The organism is Streptomyces abyssomicinicus, assembly GCF_008974245.1.
Lineage (GTDB): Bacteria > Actinomycetota > Actinomycetes > Streptomycetales > Streptomycetaceae > Streptomyces > Streptomyces abyssomicinicus.
On sequence record NZ_BBZI01000005.1, the window covers coordinates 314,535 to 337,046 of the forward strand.

At 73.4% G+C, this 22,512-nt stretch carries 14 protein-coding genes; 2 read left to right on the top strand and 12 right to left on the bottom strand.

Annotation, left to right across the window (positions count from 1 at the left end; all coding sequences use genetic code 11):
* Window positions 1-9: 9 nt before the first annotated feature.
* The 11 genes from GBN72_RS01330 to GBN72_RS01380 all read right to left on the bottom strand — a co-directional run bounded on the left by GBN72_RS01330 (window position 10) and on the right by GBN72_RS01380 (window position 18,313).
* Window positions 10-6,735 carry an eCIS core domain-containing protein gene (locus tag GBN72_RS01330; RefSeq protein WP_151769752.1) on the bottom strand — a complete coding sequence of 2,242 codons (6,726 nt, stop codon included), beginning with the start codon at window positions 6,733-6,735 and terminating at the stop codon, window positions 10-12.
* Complete coding sequence (locus GBN72_RS01335) at window positions 6,732-7,055, bottom strand: hypothetical protein (protein ID WP_151769753.1); 324 nt, start codon at window positions 7,053-7,055, stop codon at window positions 6,732-6,734. Before GBN72_RS01335 ends, GBN72_RS01330 begins: the two co-directional genes overlap by 4 nt.
* Window positions 7,046-9,088, bottom strand: a complete 2,043-nt coding sequence (locus tag GBN72_RS01340; protein ID WP_151769754.1) for an ATP-binding protein — start codon at window positions 9,086-9,088, stop codon at window positions 7,046-7,048. Before GBN72_RS01340 ends, GBN72_RS01335 begins: the two co-directional genes overlap by 10 nt.
* A gap of 39 nt (window positions 9,089-9,127) precedes the next feature.
* The gene (locus GBN72_RS01345; protein WP_151769755.1) at window positions 9,128-10,297 is read right to left on the bottom strand and encodes a Pvc16 family protein; all 1,170 of its coding nucleotides are present in this window, start codon (window positions 10,295-10,297) and stop codon (window positions 9,128-9,130) included.
* A gap of 42 nt (window positions 10,298-10,339) precedes the next feature.
* Window positions 10,340-11,083: a serine/threonine-protein kinase gene (locus GBN72_RS01350; RefSeq protein ID WP_151769756.1), complete on the bottom strand. Its 744-nt coding sequence runs from the start codon at window positions 11,081-11,083 to the stop codon at window positions 10,340-10,342.
* Window positions 11,076-11,813, bottom strand: a complete 738-nt coding sequence (locus tag GBN72_RS01355; protein ID WP_151769757.1) for a T4 family baseplate hub assembly chaperone — start codon at window positions 11,811-11,813, stop codon at window positions 11,076-11,078. Before GBN72_RS01355 ends, GBN72_RS01350 begins: the two co-directional genes overlap by 8 nt.
* Window positions 11,814-11,839: 26 nt before the next feature.
* Complete coding sequence (locus tag GBN72_RS01360; protein ID WP_151769758.1) at window positions 11,840-12,364, bottom strand: phage tail protein; 525 nt, start codon at window positions 12,362-12,364, stop codon at window positions 11,840-11,842.
* Window positions 12,365-12,399: 35 nt separating this feature from the next.
* A complete protein-coding gene (locus GBN72_RS01365; protein WP_151769759.1) occupies window positions 12,400-14,259 on the bottom strand; it encodes a phage tail sheath family protein in 1,860 nt (619 codons plus the stop codon).
* Between the two features lie 860 nt (window positions 14,260-15,119).
* Complete coding sequence (locus GBN72_RS01370; protein WP_151769760.1) at window positions 15,120-16,421, bottom strand: HRDC domain-containing protein; 1,302 nt, start codon at window positions 16,419-16,421, stop codon at window positions 15,120-15,122.
* An 82-nt stretch (window positions 16,422-16,503) separates the two neighbouring features.
* Complete coding sequence (locus GBN72_RS01375; RefSeq protein WP_151769761.1) at window positions 16,504-17,163, bottom strand: helix-turn-helix transcriptional regulator; 660 nt, start codon at window positions 17,161-17,163, stop codon at window positions 16,504-16,506.
* A gap of 439 nt (window positions 17,164-17,602) precedes the next feature.
* Entirely contained in the window at window positions 17,603-18,313 is a 711-nt protein-coding gene (locus GBN72_RS01380) for a DUF3000 domain-containing protein (RefSeq protein ID WP_151769762.1), read from the bottom strand.
* Window positions 18,314-18,575: 262 nt separating this feature from the next.
* Between GBN72_RS01380 and hemE the strand changes: the two genes are divergently transcribed.
* Complete coding sequence (gene hemE / locus GBN72_RS01385) at window positions 18,576-19,634, top strand: uroporphyrinogen decarboxylase (RefSeq protein WP_151769763.1); 1,059 nt, start codon at window positions 18,576-18,578, stop codon at window positions 19,632-19,634.
* A 100-nt stretch (window positions 19,635-19,734) separates the two neighbouring features.
* Here hemE and GBN72_RS01390 read toward each other — a convergent pair whose 3' ends face one another.
* On the bottom strand, window positions 19,735-21,027 hold the full coding sequence (locus GBN72_RS01390) for an ROK family transcriptional regulator (protein ID WP_151769764.1): 1,293 nt from the start codon (window positions 21,025-21,027) through the stop codon (window positions 19,735-19,737).
* 163 nt (window positions 21,028-21,190) lie between these two features.
* Between GBN72_RS01390 and GBN72_RS01395 the strand changes: the two genes are divergently transcribed.
* Window positions 21,191-22,507 carry an ABC transporter substrate-binding protein gene (locus GBN72_RS01395; RefSeq protein ID WP_151769765.1) on the top strand — a complete coding sequence of 439 codons (1,317 nt, stop codon included), beginning with the start codon at window positions 21,191-21,193 and terminating at the stop codon, window positions 22,505-22,507.
* The last annotated feature ends 5 nt before the right edge of the window (window positions 22,508-22,512 follow it).

The window sequence follows — 22,512 nt, forward strand, 5'->3', positions numbered from 1 at the left end:
CCCCCGGACTCAGAATGTGATCTTGGTTCGTGCGGCCCGTAGCTTGGCGAGGTCCTTGTTCAGCCGCTGTGACGGCCCTCCGGTGAGGTTGCCGGCGCTTGCCTGCAAGTCCTTGGCGAGGTCGTCGACGCTGTTGTATTTGCCGGGTGTCGCCTTGAGCAGCGCGACAATGTCCTGTGCGGTGGAATCAGAGACTCTGGTGACCATCCTGATGGCGGCAGCCTTTGCCTTCTTGATGTCCAGTCCCTCGGCAATGTTCGGTTTCGGAAATGACTCCGCCCATTTCCCTGTCGCACTCTTCTCCTGCCATCGATTACCTGCCACTCGATATCCTCCGTACCGCACACCGACGCGGCGCGGAAAACCGGGGTATCTGCCGCGGTAATCGATGGAGACCTGATACCAGATCATCTTCTCGGGGGGAGTGGGGATCTTTCCGTGCTCGACGACATGGCCGATGGCTGCCTGAGCCGGGTGCTCGATCGCCACCATGGCGCGCGTGTTGATGGCGCCCAACGCAGGAACGAGATTGGAGGTGGAGGCGTGGCCGCCGATCTTCGTCGGCAGCATGTGCATGCGCACCCAGAACCGACCCCGTTCGGCCACACCGCCCGGTAGCCGCTCCAGTTCCTTCCAGCCCACGGGGTGGGCGCTGACGCTTTTCCGCTCCTGGGCCTCCGTACCCGGCGGTGTGCTCAGACGGATGAACCTGGCCTTGAAGTTGAACGCCATGGGGCCATCCACGAACGGCGGCAGGATGGTGTGCGGCAGCGGGGGCTCCTTGTCTCCGGAGTTCCGTTGCTCCAGCAGGTCCGCCAGAATCTCCATGGCGTCCCGCAGCCGCTCGATCTGCCGCTGAAAGGCGACATCTCCGAGCGTGCCCCGGCTGATGCCGTGCTTGTTGCGTGGCTTGGGCAGGGAATTTTGCCGGGCCTCGATCAGCTCGGCCTTGTGACGTGCCGCGTCGAGGAGACGCTTCATGGCGTCCGCGAGATCCGTCTTGCCCTTTTGCTTGAGCTCCGCGATCTCCGTTTCCCACTCCCCGAAGTAGCCCGCCATGTCCTGCAGCACACTCCGCACGGCCAAGTCGGCGTTTCTGCCCTTCCCGTCGAACTGCAACGTGTGTGCCTCGCCGTCCTTCGTTCGGAACCGCACCCTGGGCAGGTCGAAGTCCGTGATCCCGTTGTTCTCCCGCTGTCGGTCCTCGGCGCGTCCCCGGTCCCTGCCGCGATCGGAAGTCCGGTCGGGTCCGAGCTCGTCGCGACGGCGGCGCCACTGCTCCCGGAGTTTTCGTAGCTGGTCGTTCAAACGGCTGCCGAGCCTTCGGCGGGCCTTGCCGGAGAGCCTGGTGACGGCGCGGCGGGCCCTGCTGACGGCGGACTTGACGCTCTGGCGGGCGCGCCGGAGCCGGTTGCCGGGGCGGCGGGGCCGGTCGCCGTCGCGGTCTGTGTCCCGGCGGCGGTCGTCGGTGCGCCTGTCGTCCGGACGCGTGTCCTTCGTAGGGCGTCCGTCGTCCGCACGCCTGTCGCCGGGGCGGTCACGCCCAGGGCCACGGCTGTCCGTGCGGTCAGTGCCGGGCCGACGGCGTGACGGGGTGCCAGGGCCGTCCGCCTTGTCGTCGCGTGTGCGTCGTTCCGCGTCCCGGATCCGCTTACGGGCGGCGTTCACCTCGCGGCCCTCCTCCCGACGCCGCTCGTCGTCACGGCGCTTCCTCGGCCGTGTGGTGTGCGAGGGGCGCCTCTTCTCCGGGGAGGATCGCTTCCCGGGACGAGGCCTAGCCGGGGGGCGGGACTTCTGGTTGGTGGTGGGCCTGCTCGGCGTGGGGCGATCATCGCGGTCGGCCGGCCGGTCCGGAGACCTGTCGTCGTTCGTGGGCGCCGAGTCCCGGTCCTTGGGCTTGCCAGGAGCATCCGGCTGCCCGGGCGGGGCGTCGGGGCCGTCCGGGCCGTCCTTCTTCTTGCGGAGGTTCTTCAGCAGGTCGCCGAGCTTGTCGGTCACCTTGCCCATGAACCTTCCGACGCCCTCGATCAGGAACTCGTAGATCAGCTCGAGCAGCGCCACGACACCGGCCGCCACCGCCTTGGCGAAGGGCTGTGCGCCGTTGCCGCTCTTGACCGACTTCAGGAAGTCCATGAACAGGCCGAACGCGGCGAGGATCTCACTCAGCGCACCCCATGCCGTCTGCAGGGCGTCGATGACCGCCATGACCCAGCCGGCCCCGGGGATCAGCTTGGCGACCACCTTCTCCACGACCAGCACGCCGATGATGACCGGGAGCTGGGGCAGCGCCTCGTCCCATGCCATCTGGGCCATCTGCTCGACCGTCACGCCGCCGGAGACCAGTTCCTGGAAGTCCTCCACCGGGACGCCGATGATCTCCTGGACCTTCTGGTGGAACCACGCCCTCACCGCGGCGGTGACCTCGGTGAAGAGGTGTTCCCTGGCACCGGTGTCCGCGGCGGCCCCTGCTTTGCTGATCCAGTCGCCGGGATCGGAGACGATGTCGTTGAAGATGGCGGCCCACTCACCGAGGCCCGCGACGACCGCGGCACCGAATTCCAGTGCTCCGACGGTTGCGGTCTCGGCCACCTCGACGGCCGCGAGCATCCCGGACTCCAGAAGGTCGAGCCCGGCGACCAGCGCCCGGCACAGGCCGTCGAGAAGTTTCCCGGCAATCTCCTTCAGCCCGTCCGCGAACCGGTTGACCTTCTCGACCGCCCAGTCGCGCGCGCCGTCGATGGTCCTGCGCCACTTGTCGCGCATCGCCGGATAGTCGGCGAGGAGTTCGTCCCCGAGGGCGATCAGCGCGTCCGCGAACTTGTTGATCTTGTCGATCACCCAGTTGCGAGCGTCGTCGATGAGCTTGAAGACCTGCTGCTTGAACTTGTCGATGACGTCGGTGACGAACTGCCGGGCCTTCTCGAAGACGCTCTTGATGGCGTTCTTGAGGTCCTCGAAGAACTGTTTCAGCTTCTCGATGGCCTCTTCGAGCCAGTTGTCGGCGTCGTCCTTGCCCTCCTGCTGCTTCCCCTCGGCCTCGGTCTCGGCCCTGGACTGCTCGTCGGTGATCTTCTTGTTGTCGTCCTGGGCCCGCTTGTCGACGTCCTTGTCGGTCTGCTCCTCCTTGTCCTTGATGTTCTTGCGGACCTCGTCGTACTTCTTGCCTTTCTTGCCATCGATCTCGGCGGTCGTGTCGTCCTGTTCCTTGCGCCAGGTGTCGCGGGCGGCGGAGATGTCGGAGCGGCCCTTGTCGCGGGTGTCGGCCTGCTGCCCGCTGCTGCGGTCCACCTCGCGCTTCAGGTCCTGGTCATGCTTCCGGCGGTCCGCCAGCGCCTTGTCGTCCTTGGACCTGCGCTCCAGCGCCATCCTCTGGCGGCCCTGGGCGAAGCCGGCCTGGATCTGCGGGCTGCGGTCGTGCTCGGCCACGGCGGACGCGGACTCGACGGGAACCCCGCCGCCGGACATGTTCCGCCCGCCGCCCGTGGCCCGCTTCCCGCTGCCACCGGGCACCTTGCCGGTCAACGTCTCCCTGGGTACGTCCGGATAGATCTGGTCCTCGCCCATCGGGCGGGCGGCGTCCTCCCGGCCGGAGCGGTGCAGTTCCGTCTTGCGCTCGTCGAGCTTCAAGCTCTGCTCGTCGGTGCGCCGAGGGTCCGAGTCGTTCTCGAGCGGCAGTCGCGGCGCGTCACCCACCTTGGCGTTCTGAAGGCCTTCGTCCTTCGTCGGGATGCCCAGGATCGAGTCGATGAGGTCGTCGAGCGGCAGGATGTCCTTGAGGAGGTCGCCGAGGAGCTTGGCGCCGATGGTCACCGCGATGTCCCACCAGCTCGGCTCTGGCATGTTCGCGCCGGGTACCTCGCCCTCCGGCTTCCGCTCGCCGGTGATCTCGGGTGTCCTGCCCGGCGTTGCCTCAGTACGGGCGACCTTGGCGCCGGTGTACGTGCCGGGGGCCGCCGGTGTGGGGCCGCCCGGCACGGTCCGTGGCGAGCCGGTCGGACGCTGCTCATTCGGCGGCGCCTTCCGCAGAGCCACACGCTCCTTGGAGACCGACCGCCCGACCGCCCCGTTGACACCCTTGAGCGTGTCCAGCATCTGATGTGGCTTCAGGCCCGCCGCCGCAGCGAGTCCCGTCTCGGGCGTGGCGTTGGAGAGGTCCGGTGCGGGAGTCTCCTTCCTCGGCTTCCCCGGAGCGGAAGCGCCTCTGCGGCTGCCACCCCGCGCCTGCGTGGGAGCAGAGGGCGAGCGGCCACCGCCGCTCCCGCCGCCACCGCGGGCGCTGCGGGCCGCCTGCCGCGCGGCTTGGCCCTTGCTGCTCTTCGGCTTGGACCGGGTGGAAGAGCCGCCCCTGCTACCTGCGGTATCGGAAGGCCTGGGCGCGTTGGTCCTCGCCTCCGCGGCGGAGACGGGTGAGGGGCCGTTGCCCGGAGCCAGGGGCGGAGCGGAACCGGACCCCGGGGTGGAGACCCGGTCCGGTCCGGTTTCCGGTCCCGGGGAGGTGGCGTGGCCGTTGCCCTCGGTGACGTCCGGGCTGTCGGTGCCCGGGTTCGGTCGGCTGCTCTGCGTGCCCCGGTCCGTTCCGGCTCCCGCCCTGGTGCCGTCGGTCACGTCCGCACGCCTGTCCGTGGGTGCCGAAGGGCTGCTGTCGGCCCCGGCGCCCGGTGGCGTCTCGCCCTTCGCCGGGGCGCCGCCGGCCTGGCCGCCACCGTCGGCCGCCGGGCCGGACGTCCGGGGCGCACCGGAGTCCTGGGAGCGCGCGTCCTCGTCCGCCTTGGCGAGTCGTTCAGGTCCGGCCGGCTCACCGGCCGACGGAGGCGCCACCGTCGCCGTACCGTCAGCGGTGCGGGCTTCCTCGTCCCGTCGGCGGGCCTCGGCGTCCTCGGCCCGCTGTTGAGTTTGCAGCCTGTCGCCGACGTCTCCGGCGGAGGCCGTCGGCCCCATGACCCAGGCCCCCTCGCCCCCCGCACCGGTCGCTTCGTCGGCCCCGGCGGGCCCCGGGTCAGGCGATGCGCCGGTGAAGAGGTCCTGGCCCGTGAGTCCCTGGGAATCGTCGTCCGGACCGGGACCCGCCGAGGCCTCTCGCGCGGCGGCGGGCCGGGACTCCTCGTCCCGGGTGTCCGGCTCGGGTCCGGCATCCGTGGGGGGAAGGGACGGCCGAGGGGCGGTGCCCTTTCTCCGTTCCTCCACGAGGCTCGGGTTCTTGGCTGCTTCCGTGTAGCCGACAAGGTCGATGTCGGCGACGGGCTCGTCTCCGTGTGCGGTAGGTGTGCCCTCATCGGAGACCCGCTCCCGCTCGACGGAATCCGATTCCATTCCCAACGGCTCGTCATCGACGCCCTGATCGTTCTCCGGATCCCCCATCGAACGGAAGGGACGGCTGTCCCCGCCGGTACGGGGCTTCTCGCCGGGCTCGGCGCCGCTCCTGTCCATAGGTGACGGGGCGGGCGCAGTGCTCGCGACAGTCTCCAGCCCTTCGTCCCGGCGTGTCTGCTGCTCGCCCGCCTGCCGCTCCGGCTCCTGCGCGGCCTCCTCCTGGGCCTCGGAATCCTCGTCGGCGGGCTCGTCCGTCTGTGCTTCGTCCGTGGCCTGCCGCTGGCCCTGCGCGGAGACGCTGCTGTCCTCGCGGGTGGCGGAGGCCCTGTCCTGCTGCCGGGACTCCGACCGGTCCTGCTCGCGTGCACCGGCCTCCTCCTCGTCCTCGGAGGTGACCTGCTCCGGTGACGCGCCCCCCTCGCTGTCGGCAGCCCTGCCCGTACCGCCGCCGGTGCCTGCCTTCGTATCTCCTCCGGGCTCGTCCTGCTTCCCCTCACCGCCGGTGCGGGAGCCGCCCTCGGTGTCCTCCGAACGCTCGCGCCCGTCGAGCGCACCAGCCGTTTCCTCGCCCCGGCGCTCCTCGGCGACCTCGTCCGCCGCGCCGGGCACCGCCAGGGGCGCCGTTGCCGCGTCCCTGGGCAGCGGTCCGGCCTCCTCGGTCTCCTCCACGGCCTCCAGCAGCCGGTCGAGCACCGGCGTCGGCAGTCTCGTCTCCAGCCGGTCGAACACGATGTCCTGCACCTGTGCCGACATACGCGCCAGCTGGAGCCGCACCCTGCCTGACCGGTCGTCCGGGTCGCCGCGCAGGGACCGCAGAACGGTGTTGGCCAGCCGGTCGACCAGCGTGGTGGGGTCCAGTTGCTCCATCCGGCGGCGGTCCGCGTCCACGGTCGCATAGCGCAGCCATCCCGGCGTCGCCTGACCAGCCTCGACCTCGTGGACCTGGGAGGCTTGGGCCTGCCCATTCACGAGGGCCTGGGCCGCCGACTCCGCCTCCCGCTCGATCGCCTGCTGCGGCATGCTCACCGCGCCCAGTTCGCGCCCTACGCGCAGGGCGCCGAGACCGTGCGGGTTCTGGACGGTGTGGAGGAGTTCGTGGGCGAGGAGGCGGCGGCCCTCGGTGGTGCCCGGTGCGAAGGCGCCCTCGCGGAAGAAGATGTCCTGGCCGACGGCGACCGCGTCGGCGCCGAGCAGTGCGGTCAGCTGTCCGGCGTCGCGGTCGGTGTGCAGGCGGACGCGGCTCAGGTCATGGCCGAGCTGCTCCTCCAACTCCCGTCGCACGCCCGGGTCGAGGGGCTGGCCGGCGCCGCCGACGATGTCCTTCGGCTCCGGGGCGCGGGACTTGGCGGCGCGCTCCTTGCGCTTGCGGCGGCGTGCCTCGGCCGCCTGCTCGGAGTGCGCGTCCTGGGTGGGGGAGCCGCTCACCGGGTCACCTCCCCGTGGCCGCTGAGTCCTTGGTGCACGGCGCGGGCCAGTTCCTGGCCGAGGCGGCGTGCGGAGAGGCCCGTGGGCAGGGGCGGCAGGCCGGCGAGGGCGTCGGCGCGCAGGGTGCCGTCCGCGGCGAGCGGAACGCCATGGGCGCGGATCAGCCGGGCCAGTTCGTGCTCGAAGGCGGCCGAGACGTGGTCCGCGTCCACGCGGAAGCCGTGGAGGGCGAGTTCGCCGATCTCGACCCGGATCTCGCGGGGCTCCGGGATCCCCCGGATCTCGCGGGGCTCCTTGTCGCTTCCCCCGTTCACACCCATCCCCGTACCTCCCCCGGCGTCAGGGACCGCTCCAGCTTCTGGTACTCCGTACGGGCGGCCGCCAGCATGTGCCGCATCTCCAGCCGGTCGCCCTCCTCGGCGGCGAGGAACGCCCCGGACAGGGCGATGTTGCGGATCGAGCCGCCCGCCACGGTGAGCTGGGCGAGCAGGTCAGGGTCGACGCCCTTCACCGGGGCCTGCCGGGGGATCACCCGGCGCCAGATCTCCGCGCGTTCGTGCTCGGCGGGGAAGGGGAAGTCGACGACGAAGCGGATGCGGCGCAGGAACGCGGTGTCCAGGGCCTGCTTCATGTTGGTGGTGAGGACGGCGAGACCGCGGTACGCCTCCATGCGCATCAGCAGGTAGCTGACCTCGAGGTTGGCGTACCGGTCGTGGCTGTCCTTGACCTCGCTGCGCTTGCCGAAGAGCGCGTCCGCCTCGTCGAACAGCAGCAGCGCGCCGCCGCGTTCGGCGGCGTCGAAGACGCGGCGCAGGTTCTTCTCGGTCTCGCCGATGTACTTGCTGACGACCTGGGACAGGTCGATCACGAACAGGTCGAGCCCGAGCTCCTTCGCCATCACCTCGGCGGCCAGCGTCTTGCCGGTGCCGGAGCCGCCCGCGAACATCGCGGTGACGCCGAGGCCGCGGCGCAGGGTCCCCGCGAAGCCCCACTCCTGGTGGACGGTGGCCCGCTGCCGTACGTGCGCGACGATCTCCCGCAGCACGCTCGACTGCCGCTCGTGCAGCACCAGGTCGTCCCAGCCGGCCTCCGGCTCGATGCGCCGGCCCAGCTGGTCCATGCCGACCCTGGCCTCCTCCAGACCGGCCTGCCAGGCGAGCCGGGCGGCGTCCGGCCGGTCCTCGTCCGGCAGCCGCCGGCCCACGGTGGCGGCGGCCGACCGCACGACGTGCGGGGGCAGCTGGAACTGGGCCACCAGTGACCGCAGTTCGCGTTCGCCGAGGGCGGTGACGGGCTGGAAGGCCTGGGCCCACAGCGCGGTCTGCTCGTCGTCGTCGAGGTGCGGCACGGTCACCCGGGCGCCGTGCACCCGGTCGGTGCGCAGCGGGTCCTCGCTCGACACGACGACGGGTACGGCGGCCCCGGCCAGGAACGCTTCGGCCGCCGCCCGCTGGTCGCGGTCCAGCTCACCGGCCTCCACGAGCAGCGCGGCGGGCAGCAGGACCGCCTCGCGCTGCCAGAGCCGGGCGAGCCGGTCGCGCTCGGCGGGGTCGGCCGGCACGTCCTCGGCCCCCATCGCGTACAGGCCGAGCCCCGACCGGGCGGCCGCCGTGGCCGCGATGTCGGCCCGGCTGCGCGGGTCGCCGCCGGTCACCTCGACCAGCGGCGGGGCCTCCGGGCCCGCCGCCGTGGTCCAGCCCTCGGCGACGCGGCCCGCCGCCAGGTCGTACGACGGCGGGAGCCGGTCGGGCACGGGGACGCGGCGCAGCCGGCCGTGCAGCCGGGTGTCCAGGTAGGGGGAGCCGAGCAGGAAGTGCAGGATGCGCTCGTCCAGGAGCAGCCGGGAGGTGGTCAGGCGGGACTCGTCCGCCGTCTCGACGATCCGCCAGCGCCGCAGCGGCGCCACCGGGGTCAGCGCGCTCCAGTGCGGTTCGGCGAGCGCGGCCAGGGCGAGCGAGAAGGTCGGGTACGCGCGCCGGGGATCACCGCAGGCGGCGGCGCAGCGTGCCGCCGTGGTGGGGTCCAGTTCCTCCGCGGCGGTGAGGAGGATCAGGTCCCGTTCGAAGGCGGTGAGGCCGAAGCAGTCGACGAGGGCGTCGAGGGCGGCGGTGCCGGGGCCCGCCGCGGAAGCCGGGTTCGCGGAAGCCGGGTCCGCGGGGCCGGCGGCGTCCGGGGCACCGGGCCCGCCGCCGGTGCCGTGGCCGGACGCCTGGCCGGATTCCTGACCGGCTTGTGCGGCGTGGGCGTCGACGCGGTGCAGGACGCGCCGGATCTCCGCGGTCAGCGTCCCGCCGGCCTCGTGCCGGTCCGCCGGGGCCGCCGCGTCCGCCGCGCGCCTCTCCTTGGCCGCCATGTGCTCACCCGCCCCCCGTCGATGCCCTGTCGTGCCGGTTCAGTTCTCGGTGCGGCCGCTGCCGCCGGTGCCGCCGCTGCCGCCGGTGTCCGTGTCCTTGTTCGTGTCCCTGTCCGTCGTCGCGTCGGACGCGGCGCCGCCCGGGTCCGTGCCCGCGGCCCCGTCCGGCGTCGACGACCGTCCGGCGGCCCGGGCCGCCCTGCCGCCCCCGGCCGGGGTCCTGCCAGCCGCCTTCGGCGACGTCCCGGTGGCAGACGACCGGGCGGCAGACGACCTGGCGCCAGGTGTCTTCCCGCCAGGTGTCTTCCCGCCTGGTGTCTTCGCGCCAGGTGTCTTCGCGGCAGCCTTCACCGGCGTCCGCCCCGCCGCCTCGGCGGGCGCTGCCGCAGCAGGCGTGGCCCGCTCCCCGGCCGGCGTTCCGGACCGCGTTCCGGCCCGGCCGCCCTTCGCGGTGACCGCACCGGCCGGCCCGGCGGGCGTCCCACCGGTGGCCGCCGCGCCGGCCCCGCCTTCCGGGGCGCTCCCGCCCGGCACCGGCGGGACCGGCGGCACCGGTGGCATCGGCGGTACCGGCGGCATCGGCGGTACGGGTGCCCCTGGCGCGCCGAACGGCAGCACCCTCACCCGCGGCCCTTCCACGGGCCGCGCCGGCACCGGCGTTCCGCGTCCGTCGATGAGGACCAGGGACGCCTGGTAGACCACCGACAGCGCGTACGGCGTCTGGTGGAGCATCCCCCACAGCTTCGACGTCTCGTCGACGTCCATCACCGTCGGCGAGAAGCGCACCCGCTGGGCCGCCTCGGCCAGGTCGCTGCCCGCGAGGTACGCCTCCTCACCGGCCTGCGCGATGACGTCGGCCGGCAGGACCGGGATCTCGTGCAGGGTGCGCACCACCGAGCCGAGCAGCCGCTGCCCGACCAGCTTCGTCTCCTCGCCGTACGCGCTGATCAGGTAGTGCAGGTCCAGGGCCGCGACGGGCCGCCTGATCAGGGAGCCGTCGGGCGCCCGGGTCGGCAGGTCGCCGTGCCGCATCGACGGGTTGGGCGTGACCTGGTACAGGAACACGTTGAGAGTGGGCTGGTCCGGCGGCTCCGCCGGCGGCTTGCGCGGCTCGACCCGTACGGCCTCGCCGAACTCCGGGCCCACGTGGGACTCGAGCAGCAGGGCGAGGGCCCGGGTGACATGGGCGACGGCCAGTGCGTTGCTCACGGAGTCGGCTCCTCGGTTCCTCGGTCCGTCAGGTCCGTCATGTCACTCCCGCCCCCGCGCCAGGTACTCCGCGAGGCTCAGGGTCGTTCCCGGCCGCCCCGCAGGGGGCGTCCGCCGCCGTGGTGCGCCGGACGGCGCGGGCCCGGCCGTCACCTCCAGCCGCCCGATCTGCACCTGCACCACCTGCTCCGGCGCCCGGGAGGGACGCCGTGCCGCGGCCTGCCGTACGGCGTCGCGGGCCGCCGCCGTGTCCGCGGCGGCGGGCCGCGCGAAGGGCGCCGCCGCGGCGGGCACGGCGTCCCGGGCCGGGCGCAGGGGCGCGGGCACCGGGCTCAGGGGGCCGGCGCGGTCCGGGCGCTCGGCGTCCTTCGTGCGACGGGCGGTGTCCTGGACCGGCCGGGGCCCCGGCACGAGGGGGGCGACGGGACGAAGCAACGGTGCCGTGGGCCTGTGCCCCGGCCCGGGCCGCGGCGCGGGATCCGGCCGGCCGGGCTCGCCGCGGACGACGGTCCGCTCCCGCTCCGCGCGCGGCCGGGGCGCGGACGCCGCCGGGCGCGGCGCCTCCTCCCGCCGCGCCGGCGACGGATCCGCGGAGGGCCACGGCGGGCCGTCGCCGTCGTCCGGCTCCACGGCCCCGCCGCGCACCGCCTCGACCCGTTCGAACGGACCCGGCAGCCGGGGCCGTACCCGCGCCACACCGGGACGCGGGTGCGCGGCGGCCGGGGAGTGGCGGGCGATCAGCCGGTCGAGGAAGTCCGCGGCCGGTGCCCCTTCGTCGTCAGACATCCGCACACAGCTCCAGGTAGTAGCGGCGCCGCAGCGGGCTGAGCGCCAGGATCTCCGGCTCGCTCCAGCCGTACGACGTGGCCAGCAGATGGACGTCGAGCAGCAGGTCGCGCGCCCAGGAGTCCAGTTCGGTCCAGAGGTACGAGGCGATGTCGAGCTCCGCCCGAGTCGCCTCCCCGCACTCCGGGCAGTTGACGTTGAGCGTCACGTCGGCGCCCGGATCGGCGGCCTCGGCCTCCTCGGCGATCCGCCGCCGCACCGCGGCCGGCAGGTGCTCGGCGGAGACCTCCGCTCCGTCGTGCCGCGCCCGGACCAGGCACCGGGCGAGCAGGGCGGCCCGCGGGTCCGCGGCCCGGGCCGCCGCCGTCAGGTCGGCGCCCCCGGGCAGCCGGAACTCCACGTCCCAGCCGTCCAGCCGCACCCGCACGACGGACCGGCCCGGATCACGGGAACCGCCCAGGGTCCGCGCGAACTCCCCGGCGTCCAGGTCGAACTCCATGTCCGACCCGCACGCCGCGCACTCCAGCCGCACCTGCATCCGGTCCCCGAACAGGGCGCGGCGCAGCGCGAACAGGTCGGCCTCGCGCTCGCCCACCGGCAGCACCGGCAGCGCCGCCGCGTCGAGGTCCGGCCGTGCCGTGCGGTGCAGCAGCAGGGCCCGCCCCGCAGGCGCCTCGGCGAGGCCCGTCTCCCAGGCCGCCAGCAGTCCCGCGGCCCCTGTGATCCCCATCCCGTCCCCCGGGAACCAGGCGCCGGCTACGCCGGGTTGAGGAACGACGGCTCCTGCGGCTCGGGCACCTCGTAGTCCCGTTCCCAGCCCTCGCACTCGAGCTTCAGCGACTGGATGGCCACCGCGTTGGCGTTGGCGTCGAGTTCGCCCAGGACCTGGTACTCGCTCGGCCAGGTCCGGTACAGCTTGTGCGAGACGGCGACCTGCCCGGCCTCGTTGAGGACCTGGATCACTATGTCCTTGCGGAAGTCGGCGAGGGACACCTCGGAGCCGAGGCCCGCGCCGATCTGCCAGACCTTGTTGGCCCAGCGGTCGAACTCGGGGTCGTGGGTGACTCCGCGTTCCAGGGTGATGCCCTCGAACTCGGAGCGGCCCGGCGACTTGCGGGGCGAGGAGGGATCGCCGCCGTGACGGTGCTTGACGACCTCCGTGGTCCGCTTCAGCGGACTGACCTTGCTGATGCCGGCGACCGTCCGACCGTCCCACAGGACAAGGAACTTGAAGTTCTTGTAGGGGTCGAAGCGATACGCGTTGACCGTGAACTCAGCCATCGGATTCTCGAATCTCCACGATTGGCGGCGCCGCGCTAGAGCGCGAACTGGCCGGACGTCTGCTGGATCTGGACGATCACGAACTCCGCCGGCCGCACCGGTGCGATGCCGACGAGGACGTTGACGACGCCGTTCTCGATGTCCTCGGCGGTCGTCGTGTCGCTGTCGCACTTGACGAAGTACGCCTCGCGCGGGGTGCTGCCCTTGAAGGCGCCCTGACGGAAGAGGGTGTGCAGGTAGGCGGAGGCGGCGAGCCGGATCTGCTGCCACAGGTTCTCGTCGTTGGGCTCGAACACCACCCACTGCAGGCCGCGTTGCAGGCTCTCCTCGACGTGCAGCGCCAGTCGCCGCACCGGCACGAACGTCCACTCGCTCTCCGCCGCGTCCGAACCCGCCAGCGTCCGCGCCCCCCACACCACCGGTCCGGTCGCCGGGAAGGCGCGCAGGCAGTTGACGCCGAGCGGGTTGAGCAGCCCGGTCTCGCGGTCGGTCAGGTCGACGGTGAGCGAGCGCACGCCCGCGAGCCGTGCGCCGGTGCCGGCCGGGGCCTTCCACACGCCGCGCTCGGCGTCGGTGCGGGCGATGACGCCGGCCACCGCCCCGGAGGGCGGGAAGGAGCGCAGCCGGCCGGTGAGCGGGTCGGTGAGCCGCAGGTGGGGGAAGTACAGGGCGGCGTGGTCGCCCCGCACGGCGTCGAAGGCGGCGAGCCCGGCGCGGGCGGAGTCGACCCCGGTCCAGGCGCTCGGCGCGTCGACCAGCAGGAAGATCCGCCGCTCCTCGCAGAGCAGCCGGGCCGCGGAGATGACGGTGAGGGCGTCCTCGGTCCGCTCGTACGACGCGAGTTCCGGCAGCACGAGCAGGTTGACGTCGGCGACGCCGCGCAGGGCCTGGATGCCGGTCTTCCCGGCCTCGCTGCCGATCAGGTCGTGCGGCCCGGGAGCCGCCCCGTCCGCGCCGCGGTCCATCGGGAACACCGGCGGGTTGACCGAGGCCTCCAGTCCGAGGTCGTTGGCGCACTCGCCGAGGAAGCGGACGACGTCGTCGGGGTCGGTGGAGCCGGCGACGACCTGGACGCGGCGGCCGAAGGCGGTGACCTCGACGCCCGCGAAGGCACGCCTGCCGGGAGCGTCGGGCAGGGCGCGCAGCTTGCGCTCCAGGAGCAGCGCCAGCTCGGCCACACTGCACGGTGCGTCGCCGTCACGGTCGGGGTCGTGCAGCGTGAACCGGCGTTCCTCGTCGCCGATCTTGACGGTCAGCTCCACCGCCAGGTTCGGCAGTTCGTGGCCGAACGGCTTGGAGACGGTGCCGGACGGATCGGGGCGGCCCTCGCCGACGACCTCGACCCGCACGAGCCGGGAACCGGCGTTGACCGTGTCGGGCGCGTACCGGTCGTGCGAGGGGTCCATGGACAGGCCGGTGAAGCTCTCCCGGGCCCGCCCCCCGGCGTCGAGGACGCGCAGGTCGAAGGTCTCGTCGGGGCACGGCGTGTCGTGGTCCACGGTGACGCGCAGGCCGTTGCCCCAGGCGCCGTACTCCTTGGCGCGCACCTCGAGGACCGGGCCCTCGCTGTGTCCCTCGGTCGACTTCAGGGTGACGCCGGCGGCCCTGCCGCTGCCCGCCCTGGCGACGCGCACGACGACGGCGACGGAGCCGCCGTTGCCGAAGTACTGGTGCACCGCGTGGCCGACGGCGCTCCGCGAGCACAGGCCGCCGAAGCGGCGCTCGAACTCGGTGAAGCTGCTGACCCGGACCGGCTCGTTCAGCGGGCCGCGCCGGGTGTGGCCGACGAAGGCGGTCACCGACGTGGTCGGCGTGGAGATCGTTCGGGTGCTGCTGGGAAGCTCTTCGACGTGGACGCCTGGATACGTCGGCCTGGTGGCGCGCACCGCGCTCATCGGCTTTCCCCCTCCTTTGTCCCTGACTCGGACAGTCCTGGGCACCGGACAAATGCACCAGAAGATGGCGGAGGGAGGCATTCCCGTTCGGGAGCGCGAAGACGCCACCTATCAGGGCGACGCTGCAGCGCGCACCACATCAGTTTCCCCCGTCAGAACCCCGGACCTCTCGGTCGCCGGGGCCAAGCGCCGCGCTTGTGACTCCTGATGCCTGCGTTCTCAACTCACCCTGTACGCCGGGTAGTTGAGGCGGCAAGGTGCCTTCTGGCCAGTCGGGGGAGGGAGCTTGTGAAGGCGGCTCAGGGGTATTCACCGCATTTGTCCGCAGCGTCGGCGGATCGTCCGGAACCTCCCGCCGGGCGGGGACCTCGCACGCCAGGCCCGGTGCGGGGGTCACCGGAAGGAGTGACGGGCGTCCACGAAATTTTCGGCTGTCGCACACATGTCCGCCTGTCCGGTTTCCGGGGGTAACAACCCGATCGCGGGACCTTCGGGCCGGACGGAGGGCGGCGGGGGCGGCCTGTCCACGTGGAGCGGGTCGTGTGACGGACCCGGGCGGCGGACCGCCGCCCCGGTCCGGTCCGCGGCGGGTGACCGGCAGACCCGGGCCTGGTGCGGGACCTCCCGTTGACGGCCGGGCGGCCGGGCGGCCGGGCGGCAGCGGGGTGACGGGGGCGTCCCGGGCCCGGCTCGAACCGGGACCCGGGGCGGAGCGGAGACCGGTGCTCACGGCGGCGGGCGTACCCCCGCGTACGGCGGGGTCCGGGGGCGACGGGCTGCGGGCGGCGCGTACGCGCGTCGCCGGCAGCCCGCCCGCCGCCCGCCGGGACCCGGGCCGTCGTACGCGCCGCTCCGGGAGGTCAGGCTCCGGTGGCGAGCGCGGTGACCAGCAGGGGGGTGACCTGCTCGACCTGCCAGGGGCGGGCGCCGTGCGCGGCGAGGGCGTCGGCGACCGAGGCGGCGTCGGCCGCGGCCGGCGGCGCCCAGCACACCCGCCGTACGGTGTCCGGCGCGATCAGGTTCTCCTGCGGCATCCGCAGCTCCTCCGCCCGCGCCGACACCGCCGCCCGCGCGGCGGAGAGCCGCGCGGCCGCGGCCGGGTCCTTGTCGGCCCACGCCCGCGGCGGCGGAGGCCCTGCCACGGCCTGCCCGGGCAGCGGCAGCGCGCTCTCCGGCAGCGCCTTGGCCCGGTCCACCGCCGCCTGCCACTGCTCCAGCTGGCGCCGCCCCGTCCGGTTGCCGAACCCGCTCAGCGCGGTCAGCGCCTGGACGTTGGCCGGCAGCGCCAGGGCCGCCTCCACGATCGCGGCGTCCCCGAGCACCTTGCCCGGCGAGACGTCACGCCGCCGCGCGATCCGGTCCCGGGCCTCCCACAGCTCGCGCACCACGGCGAGCTGGCGCCGCCGGCGGACCTTGTGCATGCCGGAGGTGCGGCGCCACGGGTCCTTGCGCGGTGCGGGCGGCGGCGCGGAGGCGATGGCGTCGAACTCCTGGAGGGCCCACTCGAGCTTGCCCTGCCGCTCCAGCTCCTTCTCCAGCGCGTCGCGCAGGTCGACCAGGAGCTCCACGTCCAGCGCCGCGTACCGCAGCCAGGGCTCCGGCAGCGGCCGGGTCGACCAGTCCACCGCGGAGTGGCCCTTCTCCAGCACGAAACCGAGGACGCTCTCGACCACCGCGCCGAGTCCGACCCTCGGGAACCCGGCGAGACGGCCGGCCAGCTCGGTGTCGAAGAGGCGGTCGGGGACCATGCCTATTTCCCGCAGGCACGGCAGGTCCTGGGTGGCGGCGTGCAGCACCCACTCGGCGCCGCCGATCGCCTCGCCCAGCCCGGAGAGGTCGGGACAGGCGACCGGGTCGATCAGCGCGCTGCCGGCGCCCTCACGGCGCAGCTGCACGAGGTAGGCGCTCTGTCCGTAGCGGTAACCGGACGCCCGTTCGGCGTCGACGGCCACCGGGCCGCTCCCCGCGGCGAAGGCGGCGACGACCGCCGCCAGGCCCTGGGCGTCGGCGATCACCGGCGGGATGCCCTCACGGGGCTCGAGCAGGGGAACCGGCTCCGCCGCCCGGGAAGCAGAAGTCCCGCCGGTTCCGCCGTCGTCCGGAGGGGCGCCTCCGGTGGTTCGCAGTGGGCTGTCTGCTGCGGTGTCATGGGCGTCGGTCACCTGTCAAGGGTATCTGTGTACCGAGCACATGCACCGCGCCCGCCGAGGGAACGTTCCCTCGGCGGGCGCGGCGACCGGGTGATCAGTGGATGATGCCGGTACGCAGGGCCACCGCGACCATCCCGGCCCGGTCGCCGGTGCCCAGCTTGCGGGCGATGCGGGCGAGGTGGCTCTTGACGGTCAGGGCGGACAGCCCCATGGAGACGCCGATCGCCTTGTTCGACTGGCCCTCCGCCACCAGCCGCAGGACCTCGACCTCACGGCCGGAGAGCTCCCGGTAACCGCCCGGGTGGCTCGGGGCACCCGGGGGGCGGCGGTGCATGCGGTGGGCCGCGCCGAGCGGAGCGGCGCCGGGACGGCCCGGCAGGCCGATGTTGGTACGGGTGCCGGTGACGACGTAGCCCTTGACGCCGCCCGCGAGGGCGTTGCGCACGGCGCCGATGTCGTCGGCGGCGGAGAGGGCCAGACCGTTGGGCCAGCCGGCGGCCCGGGTCTCGGACAGGAGGGTCAGGCCGGAACCATCCGGCAGGTGGACGTCGGCGACGCAGATGTCACGGGGGTTGCCGATGCGGGGACGAGCCTCCGCTACGGACGAGGCCTCGATCACGTCGCGCACTCCCAGGGCCCAGAGATGACGGGTCACGGTGGAGCGCACGCGCGGATCGGCCACGACGACCATGGCGGTGGGCTTGTTCGGGCGGTAGGCGACCAGGCTTGAGGGCTGCTCGAGGAGAACGGACACCAGGCCTCCTGGGTGGGGGACGGAGCCGGCTCACGGGGGATGAAGCCGGGACGGACGAACCGTGCTTGCTAGGTCACTGTCTGCTTCGGCACCAGACCCCTCCTCCTTTAGGGGATGATCACGATTAGGTGAGGGGAAATCGGGGCAATTCGGACGAGCGATCGATCATCCGAAGAACGGCGCGAGTCGAACCCTGTCGACGGGTGGTCAGGCAAGGTCGCAAAGTGTCCGTATCGACAAAACCGCACTCACAAAGCGGCGCGGCCGGAGTCGAGCCGGGGTCGGGCCGCAGACGAGCCGGAGACGGGCCGCAGGCGGGCCGGGGCCGGAGCCCGAGCGGTGCCCGGCCGGGGGAGTACCGCGGGGCCCGGGGACCGGCGGCCCGGGCACCGGGCGGCCGCCGACGGACGGCGGGGCGGCTGGGCCCGGTGCCGGCGGCTCAGCGCTGGGGGCGGGGCCCGCGCCTCTGGGGCAGCGGGACCACCGGGGCGGCCGGGGCCGCCGACGGACCTTCGGGGCCGCCCGGGCCGGCCGGAGGCAGACCGGTGACCTGCGTCAGCAGGTCGCACCAGGCCGCGAGGTGCCCCCCGGTGTCGGGGACGCCGCCCAGTCCCTCGCGCGGGGTCCAGGAGGCCCGGATCTCGATCTGCGAGGCCGCCGGGCGCTCCTCCAGTGCCCCGAAGTAGTGGGAACTCGCCCGGGTGACCGTGCCGCCCGCCTCCTCGTAGCCGAGGCCGCGGGCGTCCAGCGCCCCGGTCAGCCAGGACCAGGAGACCTCCGGGAGCAGCGGGTCGGCCGCCATCTCCGGTTCCTGGAGCTCCGCCCGGACCAGGGTCACCAGCCGGAAGGCGCCCCGCCAGGCGTCGTGCCCGTCCGGGTCGTGGAGCAGGATCAGGCGTCCGTCGGCGAGCTCGTCGCCGTCCTCGTCGAGCACCGCCGCCTCCAGCGCGTACGCGTAGGGCGCCAGCCGCCGTGGCGGCGCCACCGGCTCGAGTTCGATGCGCGGCCTCGGCCGCGCGGCCCGCAGCGCGTCGACGGCGGCCCGGAAGGGCAGTGGCGCAAAGGCGTCCGCATGCAGTTCCCGCTCCCCGTCCTTCCCTTCGCCCGCTCCGCCGGCACCGTCCGTCAGTCGTCCCTGAGCCGCAGCCATGCGCAGAAGATAAGGGGCGCGGGGTCCCCGCGGCGTGAAGGACACCCCAGCGCCGGGCGTCGGTCCGGATCGCGCTGCGCGAACAGTTCCGAGGTTTGCCGACCGGCGCGTTCGATCCCGTTCGTTCGAACCCCCCTCACCGGTCCGTTCGAACCCCCCTCACCGGCCCGTCCGGCGGGCGGCGGCCGGCGGCGGCCGGTCCGCCGGACGGGTAGGACGGAGTCGGCGTCGGCGGCCGGGGCGGGCATGGGAGACTTTCCGCGTGAGTGCCATCGACAAGCCCGAGAACCCCGCCGTCGCCGAGTCAGCCTTCCTCAAGGCGTGCCGCCGAGAGCCGGTGCCGCACACCCCGGTCTGGTTCATGCGGCAGGCCGGGCGCTCGCTTCCCGAGTACCTGAAGGTGCGTGAGGGCATCCCGATGCTCGAGTCGTGCATGCGGCCCGAGCTGGTCACCGAGATCACCCTGCAGCCGGTCCGCCGGCACGGGGTGGACGCGGCCATCTACTTCAGCGACATCGTCGTCCCGCTGAAGGCCATCGGCGTGGACCTGGACATCAAGCCGGGCGTCGGCCCCGTCGTGGAGCAGCCGATCCGCTCCCGCGCGGACCTGGAGCGGCTGCGCGACCTGACCCCCGAGGACGTCTCCTACGTCACCGAGGCAATCCGGATGCTCACCGCCGAGCTGGGCGCCACGCCGCTGATCGGCTTCGCCGGCGCGCCGTTCACGCTGGCCAGCTACCTGGTCGAGGGCGGCCCGTCCAAGAACCACGAGCACACCAAGGCGCTGATGTACGGCGACCCGGAGCTCTGGGCCGACCTGCTGGACCGCCTCGCCGACATCACCGCAGCCTTCCTCAAGGTGCAGATCGAGGCCGGCGCCTCCGCGGTGCAGCTCTTCGACTCCTGGGTCGGCGCGCTGGCCCCGGCCGACTACCGGCGCTCGGTGATGCCCGCCTCGACGAAGGTGTTCGAGGCGGTGGCCCCCTACGGCGTGCCGCGGATCCACTTCGGCGTCGGCACGGGCGAGCTGCTGGGCCTGATGGGCGAGGCCGGCGCGGACGTCGTCGGCGTCGACTGGCGTGTGCCGCTGGACGAGGCCGTGCGCCGTGTCGGCCCCGGCAAGGCGCTCCAGGGCAACCTGGACCCGGCCGTGCTGTTCTCCTCGCGTGAGGCCGTCGAGGCCAAGACGCGGGAGGTGCTGGACGCGGCGTCCGGGCTGGAGGGCCACATCTTCAACCTCGGCCACGGCGTGCTGCCGACCACGGACCCGGGAGCCCTGACCCGGCTCACCGAGTACGTCCACGAGCAGACGGCGCGCTGACCCTCCCGACGCGCCGCGCGGGCGGCACCCCCTCGTGCGGGGGTGCCGCCCGCGTTCGTTCCCCCGGCGCCGCGCCCACGGTCGCGCCCGGGGCGCGGGTTCAGCGGACGACGCGTTCGCGCAGGGCGCTGCGCCAGGCGGGACCCGGCTCCCCGGGGTCCGCCGGCCCGTCCCGGTGGCCGCCGCGGGCGAGGAAGTCCGCCAGCGGCAGCGTCGCCGCCCCGACGGTCACCGCGTCCGGCCCCAGCCGCCCCAGCTCGATCCGCACCCGCCCCGCCGGATGGGTCAGCGAGTACGCCGTGGCGTGCCGCCGGACGGCCTGCAGGAAGCGCGCCCCCAGCTGCAGGCCGGCCCAGCCGCCGATCAGGATCCGCTCCGGCTGGAACAGGTTGACCAGGTCGGACAGGCCCGCCCCCAGGTACTCGGCGGTCTCCTCCAGCACCTCGAGGGCGACCGGGTCGGGCGCGCCGCCGGGCTCCGGGTAGGCCGCCGCCAGCAGCGCGGTCAGCGCGGTCTCCTCGTCGGCGCCCTCCGGAGGCCGCCCGCCCGCCTCCCGCCAGCGGGCCACCAGCGCCTCCGCCCCCGCATACGCCTCCAGGCAGCCCAGCGCGCCGCACCGGCAGCGCCGCCCGCGCACCCGCACCGTCAGGTGGCCCCACTCCAGCGCCCGGCCGTGCTCGACGTCGTCGGCGACCAGGCAGGCGCCGACGCCCGAGCCGAACAGGACCACCACCGCGTCGCCCGCGCCGCGGCCCGCGCCGAACCACATCTCGGCCTGGCCGAGGGTCTTGGCGCCGTTGTCGATGAAGTACGGGACCCGCTCGGGGAGTCCGGAGCGCTCGCGCAGCAGCGCCTCCAGAGGGACGGCGTCCCAGCCGATGGTCTGCCCGTGCACCGTCGCGCCCCGCTCCGGGTCGCCGGCGACGATGCCGGGCACGCCGATGCCGACGCCCAGCAGCCGCTCCGGCGCCAGGCCGGCTGTGGCCAGCACCTCGGCGACGCCGTCCCGGATGTGGCCGGTGACCACCTCCACGTCGTACCGCTGGGGCTCCAGCGGTCTCTCCGTGCGGGAGACCTCGGCGAGCGCCAGGTCGAACAACTCGACCCGGACCCGGGTCTCGCCGACGTCGACGCCGATCAGGTGCCCGCTCTCCGGCACCACGCGCAGCAGCGTCCTGGGGCGGCCGCCGTCGGAGTCGACGCTGCCGGCCTCCTCCACCACGCCGTCGGCGATCAGTTCGGCGACCACGTTGCTGACCGACCCCGAGCTCAGCCCGGTGGCCGGGCCGAGATCGAAGCGGGTCAGCGGCCCGTCGAAGTACAACTGGCGCAGGACGGCCGCCCGGTTGCCCCGCCGCAGGTCACGCACCGTGCGTCCGTTCCGCGCCCTCATCCGGTTCCTTCCGTTCGTATCCCAGAACGCAAGATACCTCTGCGCGACGCCTTGACGCGACCTTCTCACAGGTCTTAACTCACGCCCTGAATTAAGTCGTGACGGGAAGCGCCGCGGAAGCGGGCCGCCGACCGTCGACTCCCGGGAAGGGACCTACGTACCCATGCGCAGAATCCGAGCCGCGGCCGCCGGCGCGGTCACCGTCTCCCTGCTGGCCGCCGTATCCGCCTGCGGCGGCGGTTCGGCGACCGGCGGCGGGTCCGGCGACTCGCCCGAGAAGCTCACCTACTGGGCCTCCAACCAGGGCCCCAGCATCGAGGCGGACAAGAAGATCCTCACCGCCGAGATCGCCAAGTTCGAGAAGGACACCGGGATCGACGTCGAGCTGGAGGTCGTGCCCTGGAGCGACCTGCTCAACAGGATCCTCGCCGCCACCACCTCCGGCCAGGGGCCGGACGTGCTCAACATCGGCAACACCTGGTCCGCGTCCCTCCAGGCGACCGGCGCGCTGCTGCCCTGGGACGACAAGAACTTCGAGAAGATCGGCGGCCGCGACCGCTTCGTGGAGTCCGCGATCGCCTCGGCGGGCGCCGAGGGCCAGGACCCGGCCGCCGTCCCGCTGTACTCGATGGCCTACACGCTCTACTGGAACAAGAAGATGTTCGCCGACGCCGGCATCACCGAACCGCCCGCCACCTGGGACGAGGTGGTCGAGACCGGCAAGAGGCTCAGCGGTGACGGGAAGTTCGCGCTGGGCGCCGAGGGGGCCAACCTCTCGGAGAACATCCACCACGTGTTCACCTTCGGCCGGCAGCACGGCACCACCTTCTTCACCGCCGACGGCAAGCCCGACTTCACCTCGGACGCCGCCGTGGACGCCGTGAAGCAGTACGTGGACCTGATGGCCGAGCACGAGATCATCGCTCCGGGCAACGCCGAGTACGCACAGAACCAGTCTCTCCAGGACTTCGCCAAGAACAAGACGGCGATGGTCATGTGGCAGAACGCGCAGACCGCCTTCGCCTCCCACGGGATGACGGACGACGACTGGGGCGTCGCCCCGATACCCGTGCAGTCCGGCGAGCCCGGCGGCGGCACCGCCGTCAACTCCATGGTGGCCGGGATCAACATGGCCGTCTTCAAGAACACGGACAACCTCGACGGCTCCCTGGAATTCGTGAAGTTCATGACCAGCGACGCCGAGCAGAAGACGCTCAACTCCGCCTACGGCTCCATCCCGCCGGTCAAGGCCGCCCAGGACGACCCGGCCTTCGACGGTCCCACCCAGAAGGTGGTCCGCGACACCCTCGCCAAGAGCGCCGCGCCGCTGCCGCAGGTCCCCTCCGAGTCGCAGTTCGAGACGGCCGTCGGCACCGCCGTGAAGGAACTCTTCGCCGAGGCCGCCGCCGGGAAGCCGGTCACCGAGGACCTCGTCCGGGAGAAGCTCACCAAGGCCCAGCAGCAGATGCCGCAGGGGTGACACAG